This is a genomic window from Streptomyces sp. CB02058 (assembly GCF_001905505.1).
Lineage (GTDB): Bacteria > Actinomycetota > Actinomycetes > Streptomycetales > Streptomycetaceae > Streptomyces.
Genome location: NZ_LIPG01000002.1, coordinates 44,844 through 63,802 on the forward strand (window position 1 = coordinate 44,844; position 18,959 = coordinate 63,802).

Annotated in this window: 13 protein-coding genes; 7 read left to right on the forward strand and 6 right to left on the reverse strand. The window is 72.1% G+C overall.

Annotated elements, in window-relative coordinates; translation table 11 throughout:
- Positions 1–117: 117 nt before the first annotated feature.
- From AMK10_RS07445 to AMK10_RS07465, 5 genes are all read right to left on the reverse strand, one after another.
- Positions 118–2,352, reverse strand: a complete 2,235-nt coding sequence (locus AMK10_RS07445; protein ID WP_073746216.1) for a bifunctional glycosyltransferase/CDP-glycerol:glycerophosphate glycerophosphotransferase — start codon at positions 2,350–2,352, stop codon at positions 118–120.
- A gap of 168 nt (positions 2,353–2,520) precedes the next feature.
- A complete protein-coding gene (locus AMK10_RS07450; protein ID WP_073746218.1) occupies positions 2,521–3,438 on the reverse strand; it encodes a carbohydrate ABC transporter permease in 918 nt (305 codons plus the stop codon).
- Between the two features lie 100 nt (positions 3,439–3,538).
- Complete coding sequence (locus AMK10_RS07455) at positions 3,539–4,912, reverse strand: carbohydrate ABC transporter permease (RefSeq protein ID WP_073746220.1); 1,374 nt, start codon at positions 4,910–4,912, stop codon at positions 3,539–3,541.
- A 4-nt stretch (positions 4,913–4,916) separates the two neighbouring features.
- Positions 4,917–6,287 carry an ABC transporter substrate-binding protein gene (locus AMK10_RS07460; protein ID WP_198959655.1) on the reverse strand — a complete coding sequence of 457 codons (1,371 nt, stop codon included), beginning with the start codon at positions 6,285–6,287 and terminating at the stop codon, positions 4,917–4,919.
- A 233-nt stretch (positions 6,288–6,520) separates the two neighbouring features.
- Entirely contained in the window at positions 6,521–9,859 is a 3,339-nt protein-coding gene (locus AMK10_RS07465) for an FHA domain-containing protein (protein WP_073746223.1), read from the reverse strand.
- Positions 9,860–10,280: 421 nt separating this feature from the next.
- On the opposite strand from AMK10_RS07465, the gene AMK10_RS07470 reads away from it, so the two are divergent.
- From AMK10_RS07470 to AMK10_RS07485, 4 genes are all read left to right on the forward strand, one after another.
- Positions 10,281–11,897: a serine/threonine-protein kinase gene (locus AMK10_RS07470; protein WP_073746225.1), complete on the forward strand. Its 1,617-nt coding sequence runs from the start codon at positions 10,281–10,283 to the stop codon at positions 11,895–11,897.
- A gap of 146 nt (positions 11,898–12,043) precedes the next feature.
- Positions 12,044–13,282, forward strand: coding sequence for a serine/threonine-protein kinase (locus AMK10_RS07475; RefSeq protein WP_073746227.1), 1,239 nt, complete (start codon positions 12,044–12,046; stop codon positions 13,280–13,282).
- A 69-nt stretch (positions 13,283–13,351) separates the two neighbouring features.
- A complete protein-coding gene (prfB, locus tag AMK10_RS07480; RefSeq protein ID WP_073746229.1) occupies positions 13,352–14,458 on the forward strand; it encodes a peptide chain release factor 2 in 1,107 nt (368 codons plus the stop codon).
- Between the two features lie 357 nt (positions 14,459–14,815).
- Positions 14,816–15,469: an LPXTG cell wall anchor domain-containing protein gene (locus tag AMK10_RS07485; protein ID WP_073746231.1), complete on the forward strand. Its 654-nt coding sequence runs from the start codon at positions 14,816–14,818 to the stop codon at positions 15,467–15,469.
- A gap of 136 nt (positions 15,470–15,605) precedes the next feature.
- On the opposite strand, the gene AMK10_RS07490 is transcribed toward AMK10_RS07485, so the two are convergent.
- The gene (locus tag AMK10_RS07490; RefSeq protein ID WP_073746233.1) at positions 15,606–15,797 is read right to left on the reverse strand and encodes a hypothetical protein; all 192 of its coding nucleotides are present in this window, start codon (positions 15,795–15,797) and stop codon (positions 15,606–15,608) included.
- 258 nt (positions 15,798–16,055) lie between these two features.
- Between AMK10_RS07490 and ftsE the strand changes: the two genes are divergently transcribed.
- The 3 genes from ftsE (at position 16,056) to AMK10_RS07505 (ending at position 18,957) form a co-directional block, all read left to right on the forward strand.
- The gene (gene ftsE, locus AMK10_RS07495; RefSeq protein WP_014046319.1) at positions 16,056–16,745 is read left to right on the forward strand and encodes a cell division ATP-binding protein FtsE; all 690 of its coding nucleotides are present in this window, start codon (positions 16,056–16,058) and stop codon (positions 16,743–16,745) included.
- A 35-nt stretch (positions 16,746–16,780) separates the two neighbouring features.
- The gene (gene ftsX / locus AMK10_RS07500) at positions 16,781–17,701 is read left to right on the forward strand and encodes a permease-like cell division protein FtsX (RefSeq protein ID WP_073746235.1); all 921 of its coding nucleotides are present in this window, start codon (positions 16,781–16,783) and stop codon (positions 17,699–17,701) included.
- Between the two features lie 68 nt (positions 17,702–17,769).
- Positions 17,770–18,957 carry a S41 family peptidase gene (locus tag AMK10_RS07505; RefSeq protein WP_073746237.1) on the forward strand — a complete coding sequence of 396 codons (1,188 nt, stop codon included), beginning with the start codon at positions 17,770–17,772 and terminating at the stop codon, positions 18,955–18,957.
- The last annotated feature ends 2 nt before the right edge of the window (positions 18,958–18,959 follow it).

Sequence of the window (18,959 nt, forward strand, 5' to 3'; positions counted from 1 at the left end):
GGCTTCGGGGGCCGCTGGACGGGTCTCCGGGCCGCTGGGGCGAGAGCTGCCTGCCGGGAAGGGCACCGGGCACCTCGGGCACGCCGGCCCGGGGCGCCCGGCACCCCGGCGCCCGCCTCATCCGTTGGTGTACTCCCGCACCGGCACCTGCCGGGGCACCCCCGTGGGCCCCCGGCCCGTCAACGGCGCCGGCAGCGGCAGTCCCGAGGTGTCGCCCAGGAAGACCCGGCGCACCACCCGCTCCGCCGCGTGCCCGTCGTCGTACGGGCAGAAGCGCGCCCTGAAAGCCGCCCTGCGCTGCGCGGAGCGCGGCCCGCGCCAGTGGTCGGTGGCGAAGATCTCGTGCAGCTCATCCTGGTCACGGGCCACCGCGCCGGGCGGGAACGCCGCCGGGTCGAAGTACGTGCCGCGCGCCGCCTCGTACGCCTGGGCGTCCTCCAGGTGCAGGACGACCGGCCGGTCCAGGTTGACGTAGTCGAACATCAGCGAGGAGTAGTCCGTGATCAGGCCGTCCGACGCGAGGCAGAGCTCCTCGACGGAGGGGTGCGCGCTGACGTCGATGATGCGCGGATGCGAGGTGCGCCCCGCGGCCGTGCCGGCCGTCGCGTCCAGGTAGTGGGAGCGGGCCAGGATCACGAAGCGCGGACCCAGCACGCGGACCAGTTGGTCCAGGTCCAGGGAGTGCCGCTGGGCGCGCCGGTAGTCGCGGTGGGTCGGGGCGTACAGCACGGCCGTGCTGCCGGCCGGGACGCCCAGCAGCGCGCGGAGCCGGGCGGTCTCCTCGGGGCCGGTGCGGTGGAAGACGTCGTTGCGCGGGCTGCCGTACTCCAGCGTGGTGTAGCCGGAGGGGTAGGTGCGTTCCCACACGAGGGTCGAGTGCTGGTTGGCGGAGAGGGAGAAGTCCCACTTGTCGACGTTGTCCAGCAGCTGTTCGAAGTCCATCGAGCCGGCCGCGGCCGGGCGGTGCACGAGGTCGGTGCCCATCGTCTTCAGGGGCGTCCCGTGGTGCGTCTGGAGCAGCACCTGCCCGCGTCTCTTCACGAGTCTGCGGTCGAAGTTGACGTTGTTCACGAGGTATTTGGAGCGCGCCAGCGCCGTCCAGTACGCGGCGGTCCCGGGGTGCAGCACCCGGGTCGCGGCCGGCACCGTGCGGGCGTCCTCGGGGCGGCAGATCCAGGAGGTGCGCAGCCCCGGCACGAGGCGCCTGGCGGCCTCCTCCAGGGCCGCGGGGCTACAGGTGTAGCCCCGGTGCCAGTAGGCGGCGAAGACCGCGTCCCCGGGCCTCACGGGAAGCCTCAGCTGGACGCGGTAGTGCAGCTGGAGGGCCGCCCCGCGCACCACCCGGCGCGTGGCCGACACCGCGCGCCCGAGCCGGCCGCGCAGCCGCTGCGCCCCCCACAGGGCGCGGTAGGTCCGGTGGGCGCCGAGCCGGAACAGGGCGTGGCGCAGGCGGGTGCGGCGGGGCACGGGGGCGCCGGGGGTGCGGTAGAGCCGGCAGTGGGCGCGGGCCCGGCGGAAGAACGCGGCGCGGGTGCCGCGCGGCAGCCGTCCCCGCGAGGTGAAGAGGGTCGAGAAGTGGTCGAGCATCCGGCGGAACATCACCGGGCGCCAGACGGCGAGTTCGGGACGCGAGTCGATGAAGGCGAAGACCCGGTCGTACTGGTCGAAGACGTCGAAGTGGCGGTGGGTGGTGGTGGAGAGGATGTTGCCCCTGCGCCGCTGGCGGTAGCCGACGCAGACCCTGTCCAGGACCGCGATCGATCCGGCGGCCATCAGCACCGGATAGGTCCAGGGGGTGTCCTCGTAGTAGCCGGGCGGGAAGGTGAAGCCCTCGGACTCGACGAACTCGCGGCGGTAGGCCTTGTTCCAGACGACCATCAGGACCTTGAGCAGCTCGGGGCGCTCGGCCAGCCGGAAGGAGGCGGGCCCGGTCTCGGAGAGGTGCTCGGCGAAGATGTTGCGGACGCTCTCGCCCGACCAGTACGTACGGGCGTAGTCGTAGACCAGGACGTCGGGACCGCCGGTGGCCTCCAGCCGGTCGGCGACCGCCTGGAGCGCCTCGGGGGCGAAGGTGTCGTCGCCGTCGAGGAAGAGCAGATAGTCTCCGGTGGCCCCGGCCACACCGGCGTTCCTCGCGGGTCCCAGGCCGGAGTTGGCAGGCAGGTGGACGACCCGGACCCGGGGGTCGCGGACGGCGTACTCGTCGGCGATCGGGCCGCAGGCGTCCGGTGAGCAGTCGTCGACCACGATGATCTCGTAGTCCTTGTACGACTGGTTCAGCACGGAGTCGAGACACGCGTGCAGATACGCCTGGACCCGGTACGCGGGCACGATGACACTGAACCGGGGCACAACACATCCAGGGGTCGCTCGCGGGCGGGCAGGTGGCCCGCAAACGGCCGATGGAGTGACTTGGTTACGCCGGATGTGGCATTCGGGGGAAATACGAGGTAGGGCGGCCCGATCACGAGTGAACGGGCCGCCCTGGTGTTGACGAATATATGTGCTGTGCCGTGTCGCCTACTTGACGGCGCCCGCCATCACCCCGGAGACGAACTGCCGCTGGAAGGCGAAGAAGACGGCCAGCGGAATCACCATGGACACGAAGGCGCCCGGCGCCAGTACGTCGATGTTGTTGCCGAACTGGCGGACCTGCTGCTGGAGCGCCACCGTGATCGGCGGGGACTCCGAGTCCGCGAAGATCAGGGCGACCAGCATGTCGTTCCACACCCAGAGGAACTGGAAGATCCCGAGCGAGGCGATCGCGGGGCCGCCGAGCGGCATCACGACCCGGGTGAACAGCCGTATCTCACCCGCGCCGTCCAGCCGTGCGGCTTCCAGCAGCTCGCGCGGGATCTCGGCGAAGAAGTTCCGCAGCAGGAAGATGGCGAACGGCAGGCCGAACGCCGTGTGGAACATGATCACGCCGAAGGTCGTCTCGAAGATCCCGATGGTCCCGAAGAGCTCGGAGACCGGGATCAGGGCGACCTGCACGGGCACCACCAGCAGCCCCACCACGACCAGGAACCACCAGTCGCGGCCGGGGAACTCCATCCAGGCGAAGGCGTATCCGGCGAGCGAGCCGATCACGACCACCAGGAAGGTGGCCGGGACGGTGATCACGACCGTGCTGAGGAGGGAATCCGTGATCGTCGAATTCTCCAGCAGCCGCTGGTAGTTGTCGAAGGTCAGCTCGGACGGCGCGGTGAAGACCTTCCACCAGCCGGTCGCCGCGATGTCCTCCGCCCCGCGCAGCGAGGAGAGCAGCAGGCCGATGGTCGGCATCAGCCAGAACAGGCCCACCAGGACGAGGAAGACCCGCATGGCCCCGCCACCGGCCCGTGCGGCCAGCCGCGCCCCCAGGGACGGCCCGGCCTTGGCGGCGGGCTCGGTCCGCGGAGCCTGCCCGGCCCCGGGGACTCCGGTCGTCGTCGTCATCGCCGCCCCTCCTTCCGCATCCGGCGGATGTTGCTGTGTCCTTCCGGGGGGCGACCCCCGGACCCCCGGCAGGAGGCTGGTGCGGGGGCGTCCCGGAACCTCATCGCCGCCCCTCCTTCCGCATCCGGCGGATGTTGAACAGCATCACCGGGATCACCAGCAGGAGGAGGAGCACGGCGATGGCGCTGCCGACCCCGAGATCCGCGTCCGTGCCGAACGAGGACCGGTAGAGCTGGAGCGCCAGCACGTTGGCGTCGTCCTGGGAGGAGCCCGGCGCGATGATGAAGACCAGGTCGAAGATCTTCAGTACGTTGATCATCAGCGTGACCAGCACCACCGCGAGCACCGGTGCCAGCATCGGCACCGTGATCCGGCGGAAGACCTGCCACTCGTTCGCGCCGTCGACCCTGGCCGCTTCGAGCAGTTCGCGCGGCAGGCCCGCGAGACCGGCGGCGATCAGCACCATCGCGAAGCCGGCCCACATCCAGACGTAGCTGCCGATGATCCCGGGCGTCACGAGGGACGGGCCGAGCCAGTCGACCCCGTTGTACGGCTCCCGGAAGTTGTCCGCCGGAAGCCGCAGCTGGGCACCGTCCGCGGAGGCGGGCAGGGTGAACACCCCGTTCGCGCCCGCCGTCGCCGAGGCGACGACCTTGCCGTCCTTGACCGCCTCGACGGTGATGCCCTTGAGGCCGAGCTCCTTCGGATCGACGACGTTCGGTCTGCCGCCGCCGCCCTTGGTGAAGTCGAGCCAGGCCGTCCCGGTGATCCCGTCACCGGAGGCGGCGGGCGCCTTCGCGGGTTCCGCGTCCTTCGGCATCTTCGCCGGGACCACGCCGACCAGCGGCAGGCTCACCGCTTCACCGGCCCGCACGGCGTCCTTCGTGACGAAGGAGCCGCCGCCGCCCGCCTTCAGCGGATGGACCGGCAGCGGATGAGCCTTGGGGAAGCCGGACGACCGGGCGAACGTGTCGTGCACGCCCACCGCCACGGCGTTGGCGACGCCGCGCTCCGGCGCCTGCTCGTACACCAGCCGGAAGATGATGCCGGCGGCCAGCATCGAGATCGCCATCGGCATGAAGACGATCAGCTTGAACGCCGTACCCCACCGGATGCGTTCGGTCAGCACCGCGAAGATCAGGCCGAGCACGGTGGCGACCGTCGGCGCGAACACCACCCAGATCGCGTTGTTCTTCACCGCCGTACGGATCGTGTCGTCCGTGAACAGCGCCTTGTAGTTGTCGAGGCCCGCGAAACCCGTGCCCGCCTGGTCGAGGAACGAGCGGTAGACGGAGTACACGATCGGATAGACGACGAGGGCGCCGAGCAGCACCAGCGCGGGCAGCAGGAACGCCGCCGCGACGGCCCTCCGGGTGCCGGTCACACTGCGGCGCGTGCGCGCGCCCGCCTTCGTCCCTGGACGTTTGTCGGCGGGGGGCGCGCTTCCAGCGCCCCCCGCTGTCGCTGTGGTCATCCCGTCAGCTCGTGTATGCCTTGGCCGCGTCGGACTCCAGTTTCGCCTGGGTCCCCGCGATGTCCTTCGGGTTCTTCAGGAAGTCCTGGAGCGTCTTCCACTCGCCCTTGCCGGGCGTCCCGCCGAACGACTGCGGGGCCTGGTCCGACATGTCGAACCGGACGTCGTCACCGGCCGCGATCAGCGCCTCGGCGATCTTGCGCTGCACGTCGTTGGGGTAGGCCGCCGCGTCCAGCGACTTGTTGGGCGAGATGAACCCGCCGGCCTCGGCCCAGATCTTCGCCGCGTCGGTCGAGGCGAGCCAGGTCAGCAGTGCCTGGGCGCCCTCGCCGTCCTTGAGCGCCACCGCCGCGTCCCCACCCGTCACCACGGGGGACTCCGAGCCGACCGCCGGGAAGGGGAACACCTTGGCGTCCGTGCCGATCTTCGCCTTGGTCTGCGCGATGTTGATGGAGACGAAGTCGCCCTCGAAGACCATCGCGCCCTTGGGCTGGTCACCGCCGGTGAACGTCTGGGTGACGGACACGGGGAACTCCGTCTGGAGCGCGCCGTCGGCTCCGCCGGAGATCAGGCTCGGCTTGCCGAAGAGCTCGGCCAGGGTGGTCAGCGCGTCCTTGACGGACGGGTCCGTCCACTTGATCTCGTGCTTGGCGAGCTGGTCGTACTTCTCCGGACCGGCCTGGGAGAGATAGATGTTCTCGAACCAGTCGGTGAGGGTCCAGCCGTCCGCGCCGCCGACGGAGACCGGCGTGACACCGGAGGCGGAGACCGTCTCCGCCGTGGCGATGAAGTCCTTCCAGGTCTTCGGCTCGCTCGCGCCCGCGTTCTCGAACGCCTTGGTGTTGTACCAGATCAGGGACTTGTTGGCGGCCTTGAAGTAGACGCCGTACTGGGTGCCGTCGACCGCGCCGAGGTCCTGCCAGACCTTGGAGTAGTTCTGGCCCAGCTGGGCCCGCGCCTCGTTGCCGACCGGCTTGGCCCACTTCTTGGCCACCGCCTGCTGGATGGCGCCCACCTGCGGGATCATCGCGACGTCCGGGGGCTGGCCGCCCGCTATCTTCGTACCGAGGAAGTTGACGATCGGGTCCTGCGCCGGGACGAAGGTGACCGTGGCCCCCGTGCGCTTCTCGAACTCGTCCAGCACCTTGGTGAAGTTGGCCTGCTCGGGTCCCGTCCAGACCGCCGCCACCGACAATTTCTGGCCGTCGAGCTTCGGCAGGTTCACGCTCGACGGACTGTCCGAGCTCTTGTCCGTTCCCTTGCTCGCCTTGTCCTTGCCGCCGCCGTCGCCGTCACCACTGCAGCCGGTGAGGGCCAGCGCTCCGATCGCGGTGAACACCAGTGCGGCCCTACGCATTCGAAGGGTTCTGCGCATCCCTTGCCCCGTTTCTCCCGCGCGCGCATGTGCGCGGGCCGGCACCCACGGTGGGACTCTGCGGTGCCGCTCACGTCACACATCGCGCTGTTCACATCGTCCGTGCGCTCAGTCCTATGCCCGGCGTCCCGGGGCCGCAATACCGCCCCCGACCCCAACTCGTTGATCGTGATGGGCTCGTGACGTCGCGCCGGATCGGGCCGTGGAGAGCTTCCCGGAGGTCCGGCAGGCTCTCAGGAGGGCAGGGGGTACGGGACCAGCGGGGGGAGCCGCTCGGCGTTGACCGAGCGGGCCGCACGCTCCAGGGCGCTGGCGAGCAGGGCCAGGTCGGTGGGTCCGTTGCCCAGCTCGCGGACGGGTCTGCGGGTCGGCGGATCACCCATCCGCTCCCACTCCAGCGGTACGACGGTCGGGCGCAGGGTCGCCGTGCGCGGGATGCGTCCGGTCACCCGGCCGCCCTGGAACGGCGTCACCCGGCCGTCCGGATGCCCCAGCCGTCCCCGGCCGGGAGCGGCCTCGTCGGGGGACGGGGGGACGACCGGCGGATCGAGCACGATGCGCAGCCCGGCGCCCCTGGCCAGCTCCGTGTCCTCGGTGCGGTCCGGGCGGCCCGAGGCGGCGACGAGATGGACGCCGAGGCGCCCGCCGTCCCTGGCCACGGCCTCCAGCACCCGCACGACCGAACCCGCGGACGGGCGGCCGGGGCTGCCGAGCGCCGGGGCGACCAGGGCGTCGAAGTCGTCGGCCAGGACGACGAGCCGGGGCAGGGGCGAGGGGCCCGGGTCCACGGGACGGGCCGCGGCGGGCCGCAGCCGCAGGGTGCCGCTGGCGGGCGATTCGATGTCCCCGCGCTGCTCGGCGGCGCCCGGGGCGCGCCGGCCGCCGAGCGTCTGCGACTCCTCGTACCGCGCGTGCCATTCGGCGAAGTCCAGGCCGCCGAGCAGCTCTGCCCTGCGCTTCAGCTCGCCGCCCAGCGCCTGGGCGAACTCCCGCATCCGTACGGGGTCGGAGGCCACCAGACGCGTGAAGACGTGCGGCAGCTCCAGACAGGGGCCGAGGCCCTCGCCACGCTCCCCGTGCTCGCCGCCCGCTCCGTCGATGAGCAGGATGCCGAGCCGGTCGGGGCGTGCGGCCGAGGCCAGGGACGCGGCGACGGCGCGCAGCAGCTCCGTGCGCCCGCTTCCGGGAGGCCCCTCGATCAGCAGGTGCGGTCCCTCGTCGGCCAGGTCGACGGAGAGCGGGCCGCGGGGCCCCGCGCCGAGCACGACCACGGGCCTGCCCGCGTAACCGGTGGAGGGGGCCGAGGGGGCGGGGGCCCCGCTGTCGCGTCTCTGCGCGCCGATCCGGGGGGAGCCGCCCGCGGCCGCCGGAGGATAGACGGAGCGGCCCGAACCCGAACTGGTCGGCCCGGTGCCCAGGAACGGGGTGCGCTCGGAGTCCGGGGACTCGCGCTGCGCGCCCACCCGGGGGCCCGTGCTCAGGGTGCGGCCCGAGCTCGTCGTGTTCAGGTCGGCGCCGGGCTGGGGGACCGCGCGCACCGTCGCGCCCGGCTGGTCCTCGGCGGTGGAGGCCCAGCGCGCCATCAGGGAGGCCGGGGTGGCCCGCGCGAGGCCCAGCTCGTCCAGCAGCCGGGCGGACGGGGGCAGGGCAGCCGCCATGGACCGGCCCGGCAGGGCGGCGGCGCCCTCGTCGCGCAGCGGGGCGAGGGCGCGCCCGAACCGCTCGGCCCAGGCCGCCGACACGGCGTCCACCGAGGCGACGGTGCCGTGGCCCGCCGCCCGGCCGCCGGCGGTGCGCAGCACCCGCAGCGCGGTCGCCACATCGCCGCTGAGCATGGCGACCGCTCCGCACTCGCGGAAGGCGATCGAGGCCCGGCACGCGCTGTCGTAGGTCGCGGTGACCGGGGACGTCGGGGAGGCGGCCGGGGTCTCGGCCAGACAGATCAGATGGATTCCGGCGGCGGCTCCGGCCCCGGCCAGCGCGGCCGTGGTCTCGCGCAGCGCGGCGGACCCAGGGTCGCCGTCCACGATCACCACCGTGTACGGCCCGGTGTGGTGGCGGGCGGCCTCGGCGACGGTGTTCCGGTCGGCGCTGGCCCAGCCGGGGCCGAGCGGGCCCTCCTCCAGGCGGCGCACCAGCTCGGCCGCGCGGGCGCCCGCCTGCTCCCGGTCGTACGCGAGGAGCAGACGGCAGTCCTGGCCGTGCATGGGGCGCAGATGGGGCAGCCAGCCGAGCCAGGACCACTCGCGGCGGCGCTCCTCGGGGCCGCGGGCCCGGTCCGTGCTGATCAGCACGATCTCCAGGTCGAAGGGGGAGTGCAGCGCGGCGAGCTGCGCGACCGTCGAGCGGGCGAGCCCGGACAACCTGGCCCTGGGGCCCGCGAGGCCGAGCGAACCGGCCTCCCGCAGTCCCACGGTGACCGGCACGGCGGGCAGGTCGGCGCGCTCCGTCGTCCCGAGCCGCACGACCAGGGCCTCGGGGTGCGCGGGGCCGCGCTCCCACAGCCTGGGGCCGGGACCGAGCGCGGTGAGCAGCACGGTGGCGGGGTCCGGCCAGGTCCCGGCCGGGGCCGAGGGGGAGCGGAGGGGCTCGGAGGGGGCGTGCGTGGCGGGTCCGGGGCCGGTGGACGGGGCGGTGCCGACGGCGGTTCCGGGAGCCGGCTCGCCCTTGCCGCCGGTGAGGCGCCGGGCCCACGCGCCTATGCCGCCGCGCCGGGGTGCCTCGCCCCGCGCGGCGTCGAAGCCCCGGCCGTGGGTGACCTGCGGCAGGTCCGCGTCCCGGTGGGCGTCGTGGCCCGCCGGGCCGTCCTCGTACGGATCGTGCGTGCCGTGGTCCGGCGGGGCGGGGCTGTAGGCATGGCCGTGTCCTTCGCCGCCCGTGTCCGCGTGGCCCCCGTCGTCCGGTGCCCGGCCGCCGCCCGCCTCGGCCCTGGCCACCCTCAGATGGCCCTCGCCGTCGGGCGTGGTCGTCAGCGTGGGGGTGCGGGTGCCGGGCGTGAGACGGAGCGTGGACTCGCCGAGCCGCAGCAGGGCGCCCGGCACGAGCCGGACCGGGCGGTCGCGGACCTCGGTGCCGTCCAGCGAGGTGCCGTTGGTGGAGCCGAGGTCGGCGACGGAGACCCGGCCGTCCTCGGAGACCGTCACCGCGCAGTGCAGTCGCGAGACGTCGGGGTCGTCGAGCGGGACGTCGGCCTCGGCGGAACGGCCGATCCGGATCTGCCCGCCGTGCAGCAGATGGACCCCTCCGGCGTCCGGTCCGGCGATCACGTGCAGCCTGGCCGGAACCGCGTCGTCCACGGCCTCGCCCTCGCCGGGCACCTGGAGGGAGAGCACCGCGCCGTCCACCAGCGGCGGCTCGCCGAGGGCACAGCGCTGCGGGTCCAGCCGGTCCCGTCCGGCGTGGAGCACGGTGGCGCCGCCGCCCAGGGAGCCCTCGGGGCCCGCGACCGCCGTGGCCAGGCCGGAGGCGACGGCCGCGAGAGCGGTCCCCGCAGGGGCGGTGACGAGCACGTCGCAGGCGCGCGCCGGGGTCTGGCCGCTGCGCGGCGCGAGGACGGTCAGCCGGATCTGCATCGCCGTCAGCGGTCCCTTCTGCGCGGGGTGCCCGGCAGGGGGAGATGCCCTGTGATTCCCCCCACCCGGCACGGACGCGTCGTCCGGTACAGGTCGTCACGGAGGGTGAGGCTCCCGACCCCACAGTTCCGTGCTGGAGGCATCCTCGCACCTGCCACTGACAACACGCCCGGGGGTGGCCGCTTAGTGATCATGAATGGCCGAGTGTGGGCGTAAAAGTGCCTGCTTGGTCCTGCCGGAAAGGTCCTGCACACTCGTTCGGCAACCATCTCTTTCGTGTAAGCGTCTTCCCCTGAACACAGCAGGAACACGACCGGAGTACGACCGGCCTGTGCCCCGTACGGCGGCACTAGAGTGGGCCGGAACATCCGGGCGGGCCCGGGGGACCGCGAAGCACAACGATCAGCAGGGAGCGCGTGACGTGCGGCCAGTCGGCAGCAAGTACCTGCTCGAGGAGCCGCTCGGACGCGGCGCCACGGGCACCGTCTGGCGAGCCCGCCAGCGGGAGACCGCGGGCGCCGAGGCGGCCGTCGCCGGGCAGCCCGGCGAGACCGTCGCGATCAAGGTGCTCAAGGAGGAGCTCGCCAACGACGCGGATGTCGTGATGCGGTTCCTGCGCGAGCGCTCCGTGCTCCTGCGGCTCACCCACGCGAACATCGTGCGCACCAGGGACCTCGTCGTCGAGGGCGATCTGCTCGCCCTCGTGATGGACCTGATCGACGGTCCCGACCTGCATCGCTACCTCCGCGAGAACGGCCCGCTCACCCCGGTCGCCGCCTCGCTGCTGACCGCCCAGATCGCGGACGCGCTCGCCGCGAGCCACGCCGACGGCGTCGTGCACCGCGACCTGAAGCCCGCCAACGTGCTCCTCGACGAGCGCGACGGCGGGATGCACCCGATGCTCACCGACTTCGGCATCGCGCGCCTCGCGGACTCCCCGGGCCTCACCCGCACCCACGAGTTCGTGGGCACGCCCGCCTATGTGGCGCCCGAGTCCGCCGAGGGCCGGCCGCAGACCTCCGCCGTGGACATCTACGGCGCGGGCATCCTGCTGTACGAACTGGTCACGGGCCGCCCGCCGTTCGCCGGGGGTACCGCGCTGGAGGTCCTGCACCGGCACCTCAGCGAGGAGCCCCGCCGCCCCAGCACCGTCCCGGAACCGCTGTGGACGGTCATCGAGCGCTGCCTGCGCAAGGACCCGGACCAGCGGCCCAGCGCCGTGAACCTCGCCCGCGCCCTGCGTACCGTCGGCGCGGGCATCGGGGTGCACGCCAACTCGGCGCAGATCGCCGCCGCCGAGGGCGTGGGCGCCCTGCTCGCCCCCGACCCGGCACCCGCCGCCGTCCCGGACACCCCGGGCGCGGCCGACCCGACGCAGGTCCTGCCGAGCAACGCGGGCTCGTACGACCCGGCGGCCCCGACCAGCGTGATGCGGCAGACTCCGGGCGGCGGGGCCGACCCGACCGCGATGATGCCGCCCGTGCCTCCGCGCCCCGACGGCCCCCCGCGCCCCGACGAGCCGCACCCGTGGCAGTCCCAGCTCCGGGCGGCCAGGGACCGCAACGAGCAGACGCAGGTCCAGTACCTCGACCCGAGCCAGGACCCGCTGCGCCGCCGCCCTCAGCGCCAGCAGCCGCCGGCGGCCCAGCAGCAGCGCCCCCAGCCGCAGCGCGCGCAGCAGTACCAGCCGCAGCAGCAGCCCCAGCGCTACCAGCCGCAGCAGCGCCAGCCCCAGCAGCCGCAGCGTCAGCAGTACGCGCCCCCGCAGCAGCCCCCGCCGCAGCAGCCGGCCCCGCGCCAGCCCAGGCAGCGCAGCGCCAATCCGATGCGCATCCCGGGTCTCGGCTGCCTCAAGGGGTGCCTGTTCACGGTGGTGCTGCTGATCGTCGCGAGCTGGCTCATCTGGGAGCTGACGCCGCTCCAGGACTGGATCGCCCAGGGCAAGGGCTACTGGGAGGCGATCGGTGACGGCATCTCCGAGGTCACCGGCTGGTTCGAGAGCCTCGGCAGCAGTTCCAACGACCTGACCGGACAGTAAGAACACCAACTCTGTGTCTTTGTCGACTTCTGCGGGCCCAATTCGCCCGCAGAAGTGAAGGTTGGCGCCATCCAGGGCACGCAACGCCCCGTTCGCCGCGTAACTTTGTCGACCGGGGGTCAACGCCAGCCGCTGAGGGAGCAGTCTTGGCACGGAATATCGGCAGCCGGTACACCGCCCACCAGATTCTGGGGCGCGGCAGCGCAGGCACGGTGTGGCTCGGCGAGGGGCCGGAGGGTCCCGTCGCCATCAAGCTGCTCCGCGAGGACCTCGCGTCCGACCAGGAGCTCGTGGGCCGCTTCGTACAGGAACGCACCGCGCTGCTCGGGCTCGGGCATCCGCACGTCGTCGCCGTGCGCGACCTCGTGGTGGACGGCACCGACCTGGCGCTGGTGATGGACCTCGTGCGGGGCACCGATCTGCGCACCCGGCTCGACCGCGAGCGCCGTCTCGCGCCCGAGGCCGCCGCCGCGATCATCGCGGACGTCGCCGACGGCCTCGCCGCAGCGCACCGCGCCGGAGTGGTCCACCGTGACGTCAAGCCGGAGAACATCCTGCTCGACATGGAGGGCCCGCTCGGCCCCGGCGGTTCGCACCCCGCGCTGCTCACCGACTTCGGCGTCGCCAAGCTGATCGACACCCCGCGCCGCACCAAGGCCACCAAGATCATCGGTACGCCGGACTACCTGGCCCCCGAGATCGTCGAGGGCCTCCCGCCGCGCGCCGCCGTGGACATCTACGCCCTCGCCACCGTGCTCTACGAGCTCCTCGCCGGCTTCACACCCTTCGGCGGCGGCCACCCCGGCGCCGTACTGCGCCGGCACGTGACCGAGACGGTCGTCCCGCTGCCCGGCATCCCCGAGGAGCTCTGGCAGCTCCTGGTGCAGTGCCTGGCCAAGGCCCCGGCCTCCAGGCTGCGCGCCTCGGAGCTGGCCACCCGGCTGCGGGAGATCCTCCCGCTGCTGTCCGGGATACCCCCGCTCGACGTCGACGAGCCCGACGCCGAGGCCGAACCCCAGGCGTACGACGAGCAGCAGTACACCCCGGCCCCCGAGGAGCCCCGCCGCCGCGGCGCGGTCCCGCTGGTGCCGGGCTCCTCCCCGGACTCCAACCGGGACACCCACACGAGCATGCGCGTCCCGGCCCCCGACGAGCTGGCGGGCGGCCCCCTGGGCACCGCCCGCGCCCCGCGCGCCCCCGGCCGCCCCCGTCCGGGCTCGGCCAGGAACAAGGCCGCGGCCGTCCGCAAGCGCAGGATCACCCTCGGTGCGGCGGCCGTCGCCCTGTGTGTGGCCATAGGGGTGGGCGGCTGGCTCGCCACGAGCGGTGACGACGCGGACCCGACCCCCGACGACACGCGGAATTCGGCGCCCGCGGCCCCCTGAGGGCGGCCCGGGAGGCCCCCGGATCCGGGGGAGGGACAGGTTCACTCGTCCAGCCGTTACGCTGGACCCGTGGCAGTCGTCGATATTTCCGAAGAGCTGAAGTCCCTCTCCTCCACCATGGGGTCGATCGAGGCCGTCCTGGACCTGGATGCGCTGAGGGCCGACATCGCCGCGCTCGAGGAGCAGGCGGCGGCGCCGTCCCTCTGGGACGACCCGGAGGCGGCACAGAAGATCACCAGCAAGCTTTCGCACCTCCAGGCCGAGGTCCGCAAGGCCGAGGCCCTGCGCGGCCGTATCGACGATCTCGGAGTCCTCTTCGAGCTCGCCGAGGACGAGGGCGACGCCGACACGCTCGCCGAGGCCGAGGCGGAGCTCGAGTCGGTCCGCAAGGCGCTCGACGAGATGGAGGTCCGTACCCTCCTCTCCGGCGAGTACGACGCGCGTGAGGCCCTGGTCACCATCCGGGCCGAGGCGGGCGGCGTCGACGCGGCGGACTTCGCCGAGAAGCTCCAGCGCATGTACCTCCGCTGGGCCGAGCGGCACAACTACAAGACCGAGGTCTACGAGACGGCGTACGCCGAAGAGGCCGGCATCAAGTCGACCACCTTCGCCGTCGAGGTGCCGTACGCCTACGGCACGCTCTCCGTCGAGCAGGGCACCCACCGGCTCGTCCGGATCTCGCCCTTCGACAACCAGGGCCGCCGCCAGACGTCCTTCGCGGGTGTCGAGGTGCTGCCGGTCGTCGAGCAGACCGACCACGTCGAGATCGACGAGTCCGAGCTGCGCGTGGACGTCTACCGCTCCTCGGGCCCCGGCGGCCAGGGCGTCAACACCACGGACTCCGCGGTGCGCCTGACCCACCTGCCGACCGGCATCGTCGTCTCCTGCCAGAACGAGCGCTCGCAGATCCAGAACAAGGCGTCCGCGATGAACGTCCTCCAGGCGAAGCTCCTCGAGCGCCGCCGCCAGGAGGAGCAGGCGAAGATGAACGCGCTCAAGGGCGACGGCGGCAACTCCTGGGGCAACCAGATGCGTTCGTACGTCCTGCACCCGTACCAGATGGTCAAGGACCTGCGTACGGAGTTCGAGATGGGCAACCCGGAAGCGGTGTTCAACGGCGAGATCGACGGCTTCGTCGAGGCCGGTATCCGCTGGCGCAAGCAGAGCGAGAAGTAGCCGTACCCGTACGGCAGTCGGGGCCCGGGCAGGTTTCCTGCCCGGGCCCCGGTGCGTTCCATCCGGCCCGTGGCCCGGGGCAGTTGGGGGGAAGATGTGCTGAATGAGTCACAGTCGTGATTCCGAATAGCCGTCAAGAACCCTCATATCGCCCTGTACACCCCCGGAACGGCCTTGACGTAGTCCTTAACTCTGGACAGGGTGCTAGGGCAGCACGCGTATGTCTGGGACAGGTGTGATCGGGGGCGGGCGGGATGACCACGGTACGGCGTGGCCCTGCAGAGCGTTGACCCCGCAGGGCCGTGGACCGCATAGGGCTGCTCCATCGACGAGATCAGCTACTGGGGGTAGCAACAGATGACGAAGAAGACGCGGATCCGCGTCGCGCGCATAGCCGCCTGCGCGGTTATCGCCGCAGGTGCCTCGCTCACCGCGGCGGGCGCCGCCCAGGCCGCGGGCATCGGCCTCGGGCTGGGCCTCGACGGCGAGGACTCCACGCAGGTCAGCCTGACCGTGGGCAACGAGAACGAGGACCCGACCGAGGACCCGACGCCGACGGAGGACCCGAACAACCCGGGTACCCCGACGGAGGAGCCCACGGAGGAGCCGACGGAGGAGCCCACCGAGGAGCCGACGGAGGAGCCCACCGAGGAGCCCACGGAGGAGCCGACGGAGGAGCCCACGGAGGAGCCGACGGAGGAGCCCACCGAGGAGCCGACGGAGCCGTCCAACCCGACGGACCCGACCGAGGCCCCGACCGACCCGTCGGACCCGGATGACGACGCCGGCACCTGCACCGTCGACCTCGACGGTGCCGCCTGCGCCGACAACACCGACACCGACAGTGTCGGCAACACGCCGGTCGAGCAGGGCAAGGGCAAGGACGAGCTCGCCGAGACCGGTGCGGCCGAGACCACGTTCCTGCTGGTCGGCGCCGCGACGATGATCGCCGGTGGCATCGGCTTCCGCATCCTGCCGCGTCTGGCGGGCGGCGGTCGTACGGCCGCCTGACGTCCGTACGCGCACGAGTAAGGGCCCGGGAGAGCCGTCACGGCCTCCCGGGCCCCTTCGCGTACCGGAACCGCTCCTGCGGCCGTACGGGCGCGTCTCAGCCCCGCCGGGCGGCGGCGGGGTCGGTGTCTCCCGCTCAGACGGCCTGGTGCGCCAGCAGCGCCAGGGCGGCCACCAGGATCACCATCAGGGCGATCAGCATCGCCGGATTCAGCCCCGCGAAGAGCCCCTGCTCCTGCATCCGCTCGCGGCTCGCACGGCAGACACGGCAGCGGCCCTCGCTCACGGGCGCCGCGCAGTTCGCGCACACCAGTCGGTCGTAGGTCATGCGCAGTCCTCCTCCCGCGCGGCGGAGCCGCATTCACGTTCTCTCCGCACAACGCTCAGGGAAACGCAACCGTTCCCCCTACCACTGTGCCAGCTCGCGGCGATTTCGGCGCGGCCCGCCGTGCAAGGTCCGGCACGCCCCGTTTCGTTCCCTGCCGCTTTCCGTCACAAATCCCTCATTGCAGGACGCCGACTGCACGCGTACACCCGCTTCGCGTATGGTCACGCACACCTACCCCCGGCCGACCGTGGTGCATCCGTGATCCGATTCGACAACGTCTCCAAGACCTACCCGAAGCAGAGCCGTCCAGCTCTCCGGGACGTCTCACTCGACATCGAGAAGGGTGAGTTCGTCTTCCTGGTGGGCTCATCCGGCTCCGGCAAGTCCACCTTCATGCGGCTCATCCTCCGCGAGGAGCGCGCCAGCCAGGGCATGGTCCATGTGCTCGGCAAGGACCTCGCGCGGCTGTCCAACTGGAAGGTGCCGCAGATGCGCCGCCAGCTGGGAACGGTCTTCCAGGACTTCCGCCTTCTGCCCAACAAGACCGTCGCCGAGAACGTGGCCTTCGCGCAGGAGGTCATCGGCAAGCCGCGCGGCGAGATCCGCAAGGCCGTGCCGCAGGTGCTCGACCTCGTCGGTCTGGGGGGCAAGGAGGACCGGATGCCCGGTGAGCTCTCCGGTGGTGAGCAGCAACGCGTCGCCATCGCGCGGGCGTTCGTCAACCGCCCCATGCTGCTGATCGCGGACGAGCCGACCGGCAACCTCGACCCGCAGACCTCCGTGGGCATCATGAAGCTGCTGGACCGGATCAACCGGACCGGCACCACCGTGATCATGGCGACCCACGACCAGAACATCGTCGACCAGATGCGCAAGCGCGTCATCGAGCTCGAGCAGGGCCGTCTCGTGCGTGACCAGGCGCGTGGCGTCTACGGCTACCAGCACTGAGCATCTGCACGAGCATCGAGTACTGAAAGGACGCCATGCGCGCCCAGTTCGTCCTGTCGGAGATCGGCGTCGGTCTTCGTCGCAACCTCACGATGACCTTCGCGGTCGTGGTCTCCGTCGCCCTCTCGCTCGCCCTGTTCGGCGGTGCGCTGTTGATGCGCGAGCAGGTCAGCTCGATGAAGACCTACTGGTACGACAAGGTCAACGTCTCGATCTTCCTCTGCAACAAGAACGACGCCAAGGACGTGCCCAAGTGCGCCAAGGGTGCCGTCACGGCGGAGCAGAAGAAGGAGATCAAGGCGGACCTCGAGAAGATGGAGGCCGTCGAGAAGCCGGTCCTCTTCGAGACGGTCGACCAGGCGTACAAGCACTACCAGGAGCAGTTCGGCGACTCGCCGATGGCCGGCAACATCACGCCGGACCAGATGCAGGAGTCGTTCCGGGTCAAGCTGAAGGACCCGCAGAAGTACAAGGTGGTCGCGACGGCCTTCGCCGGCCGTGACGGGGTGCAGTCCGTCCAGGACCAGCGCAGCATCCTGGACAACCTCTTCGGGCTGATGAACGGCATGAACGTGGCCGCGATCTTCCTGATGGCGCTGATGCTGGTCATCGCGCTGATGCTCATCGTCAACACCGTCCGCGTCTCGGCGTTCAGCCGGAGACGGGAGACGGGCATCATGCGGCTGGTGGGGGCGTCGGGCTTCTACATCCAGATGCCGTTCATCATGGAGGCCGCCTTCGCCGGACTGATCGGCGGACTGCTCGCCTGCGTGATCCTGCTGGCCGCCCGGTACTTCCTGATCGACGGCGGTCTCGCGCTCCAGGAGAAGCTGAACCTCATCGACTTCATCGGCTGGGAAGCGGTGCTCACCAAGCTTCCCCTGGTCATCGCGATCGGGTTGCTGATGCCCGCCGTTGCCGCTCTCTTCGCGTTGCGCAAGTACCTCAAGGTGTGACGTGCGCCCCGTCCCGCATGCGGCCAACGAGCCGTGTGCGGACGGGGCGTTGTCCTACACTCGGCCACATGCCGGGCCATACGTACCATTTGAAACCCCGCGGTCTCCACCGCGGGGCGGCCCTGACGTTGGTGTTCGCGAGCGTGCTGGCCACCGCCGCGGCCACCGGGTCCCTGCCCCACGAGGACGGTGCGGGCACGGAGATAAAGACGCGCTCGGTGTCCTCCACGGTCGGTTCCGTGGACCGGGAGGAGATCGCGGAGGCCGCCGCCGACGCCGAGGCCGACGGGAAGTCCGGCACGGACGCCGCCGAGGAGGTCGTCAGCCGCAGCGGGGACCGCTGGAGCGCGGTCTACGACGAGCGGGAGTACGAGGACTTCGAGCGGGCCCTCGACGGCTCGTACACCGGTGTGGGCATCTCGGCCCGGCGCTCGGCCGGCGGCGACGTCACCGTGACAGGGGTCCAGCCCGGCAGTCCCGCGCGCGCGGCCGGGGTGCGCAAGGGCGACCTGCTGCGCACCGTGGACGGCCGTCGCGTGGAGAAGCGCCCGGTCGCCGAGGTCGTCGCGCTGCTGCGCGGGGACCGCGAGGGAGCGGCCGAGGGCACCTCCGTGGTGCTGGGGCTGAGCCGCGGCGGGCATTCCTGGACCACGACGCTCCGCAGGGCCCGGCTGACCACGCAGCCGGTCAGCGTGCGGCGGCTGGGCGGGGACACCGAGTCCGCGGTGCTGATCAAGGTCGCGGCATTCACCAAGGGCGCGGGCACCGCGGTCCGCGAGGCCGTGGACGAGGCGCCCGGGGACGCCGGCATCCTGCTGGACCTCCGGGCCAACTCGGGCGGTCTGGTCACCGAGGCCGTCACCGCCTCGTCCGCCTTCCTGGACGGCGGGCTCGTCGCCACGTACGACGTGCACGGCGAGCAGCGGGCCCTCTACGCCGAGCCGGGCGGGGACACCGAGCGGCCCGTGGTCGTCCTGGTCGACGGCGGCACGATGAGCGCGGCGGAGCTGCTGACCGGTGCGCTCCAGGACCGGGGCAGGGCCGTGACCGTCGGATCGCGCACCTTCGGCAAGGGTTCCGTGCAGATGCCCAGCGAGCTGCCGGACGGCTCCGTCGCCGAGCTGACCGTCGGGCACTACCGCACTCCGGCGGGCCGCACCGTCGAGGGGAGCGGCATCACTCCGGACGTCGGGGCGGGTCAGGAGGCCCAGCAGAGGGGCGAGACGGTATTGAGTGGCCTCGGGGGTGGGTCGTAGTG

Excerpts from the sequence above, each read along its gene's own strand:
- AMK10_RS07460 (WP_198959655.1), bottom strand. The coding sequence starts at position 6,287 with ATGCGCAGAACCCTTCGAATGCGTAGGGCCGCACTGGTGTTCACCGCG.
- ftsX (WP_073746235.1), top strand. The coding sequence starts at position 16,781 with ATGCGCGCCCAGTTCGTCCTGTCGGAGATCGGCGTCGGTCTTCGTCGC.
- AMK10_RS07465 (WP_073746223.1), bottom strand. The coding sequence starts at position 9,859 with ATGCAGATCCGGCTGACCGTCCTCGCGCCGCGCAGCGGCCAGACCCCG.
- AMK10_RS07485 (WP_073746231.1), top strand. The coding sequence starts at position 14,816 with ATGACGAAGAAGACGCGGATCCGCGTCGCGCGCATAGCCGCCTGCGCG.
- AMK10_RS07450 (WP_073746218.1), bottom strand. The coding sequence starts at position 3,438 with ATGACGACGACGACCGGAGTCCCCGGGGCCGGGCAGGCTCCGCGGACC.
- AMK10_RS07455 (WP_073746220.1), bottom strand. The coding sequence starts at position 4,912 with ATGACCACAGCGACAGCGGGGGGCGCTGGAAGCGCGCCCCCCGCCGAC.
- AMK10_RS07490 (WP_073746233.1), bottom strand. The coding sequence starts at position 15,797 with ATGACCTACGACCGACTGGTGTGCGCGAACTGCGCGGCGCCCGTGAGC.
- AMK10_RS07505 (WP_073746237.1), top strand. The coding sequence starts at position 17,770 with ATGCCGGGCCATACGTACCATTTGAAACCCCGCGGTCTCCACCGCGGG.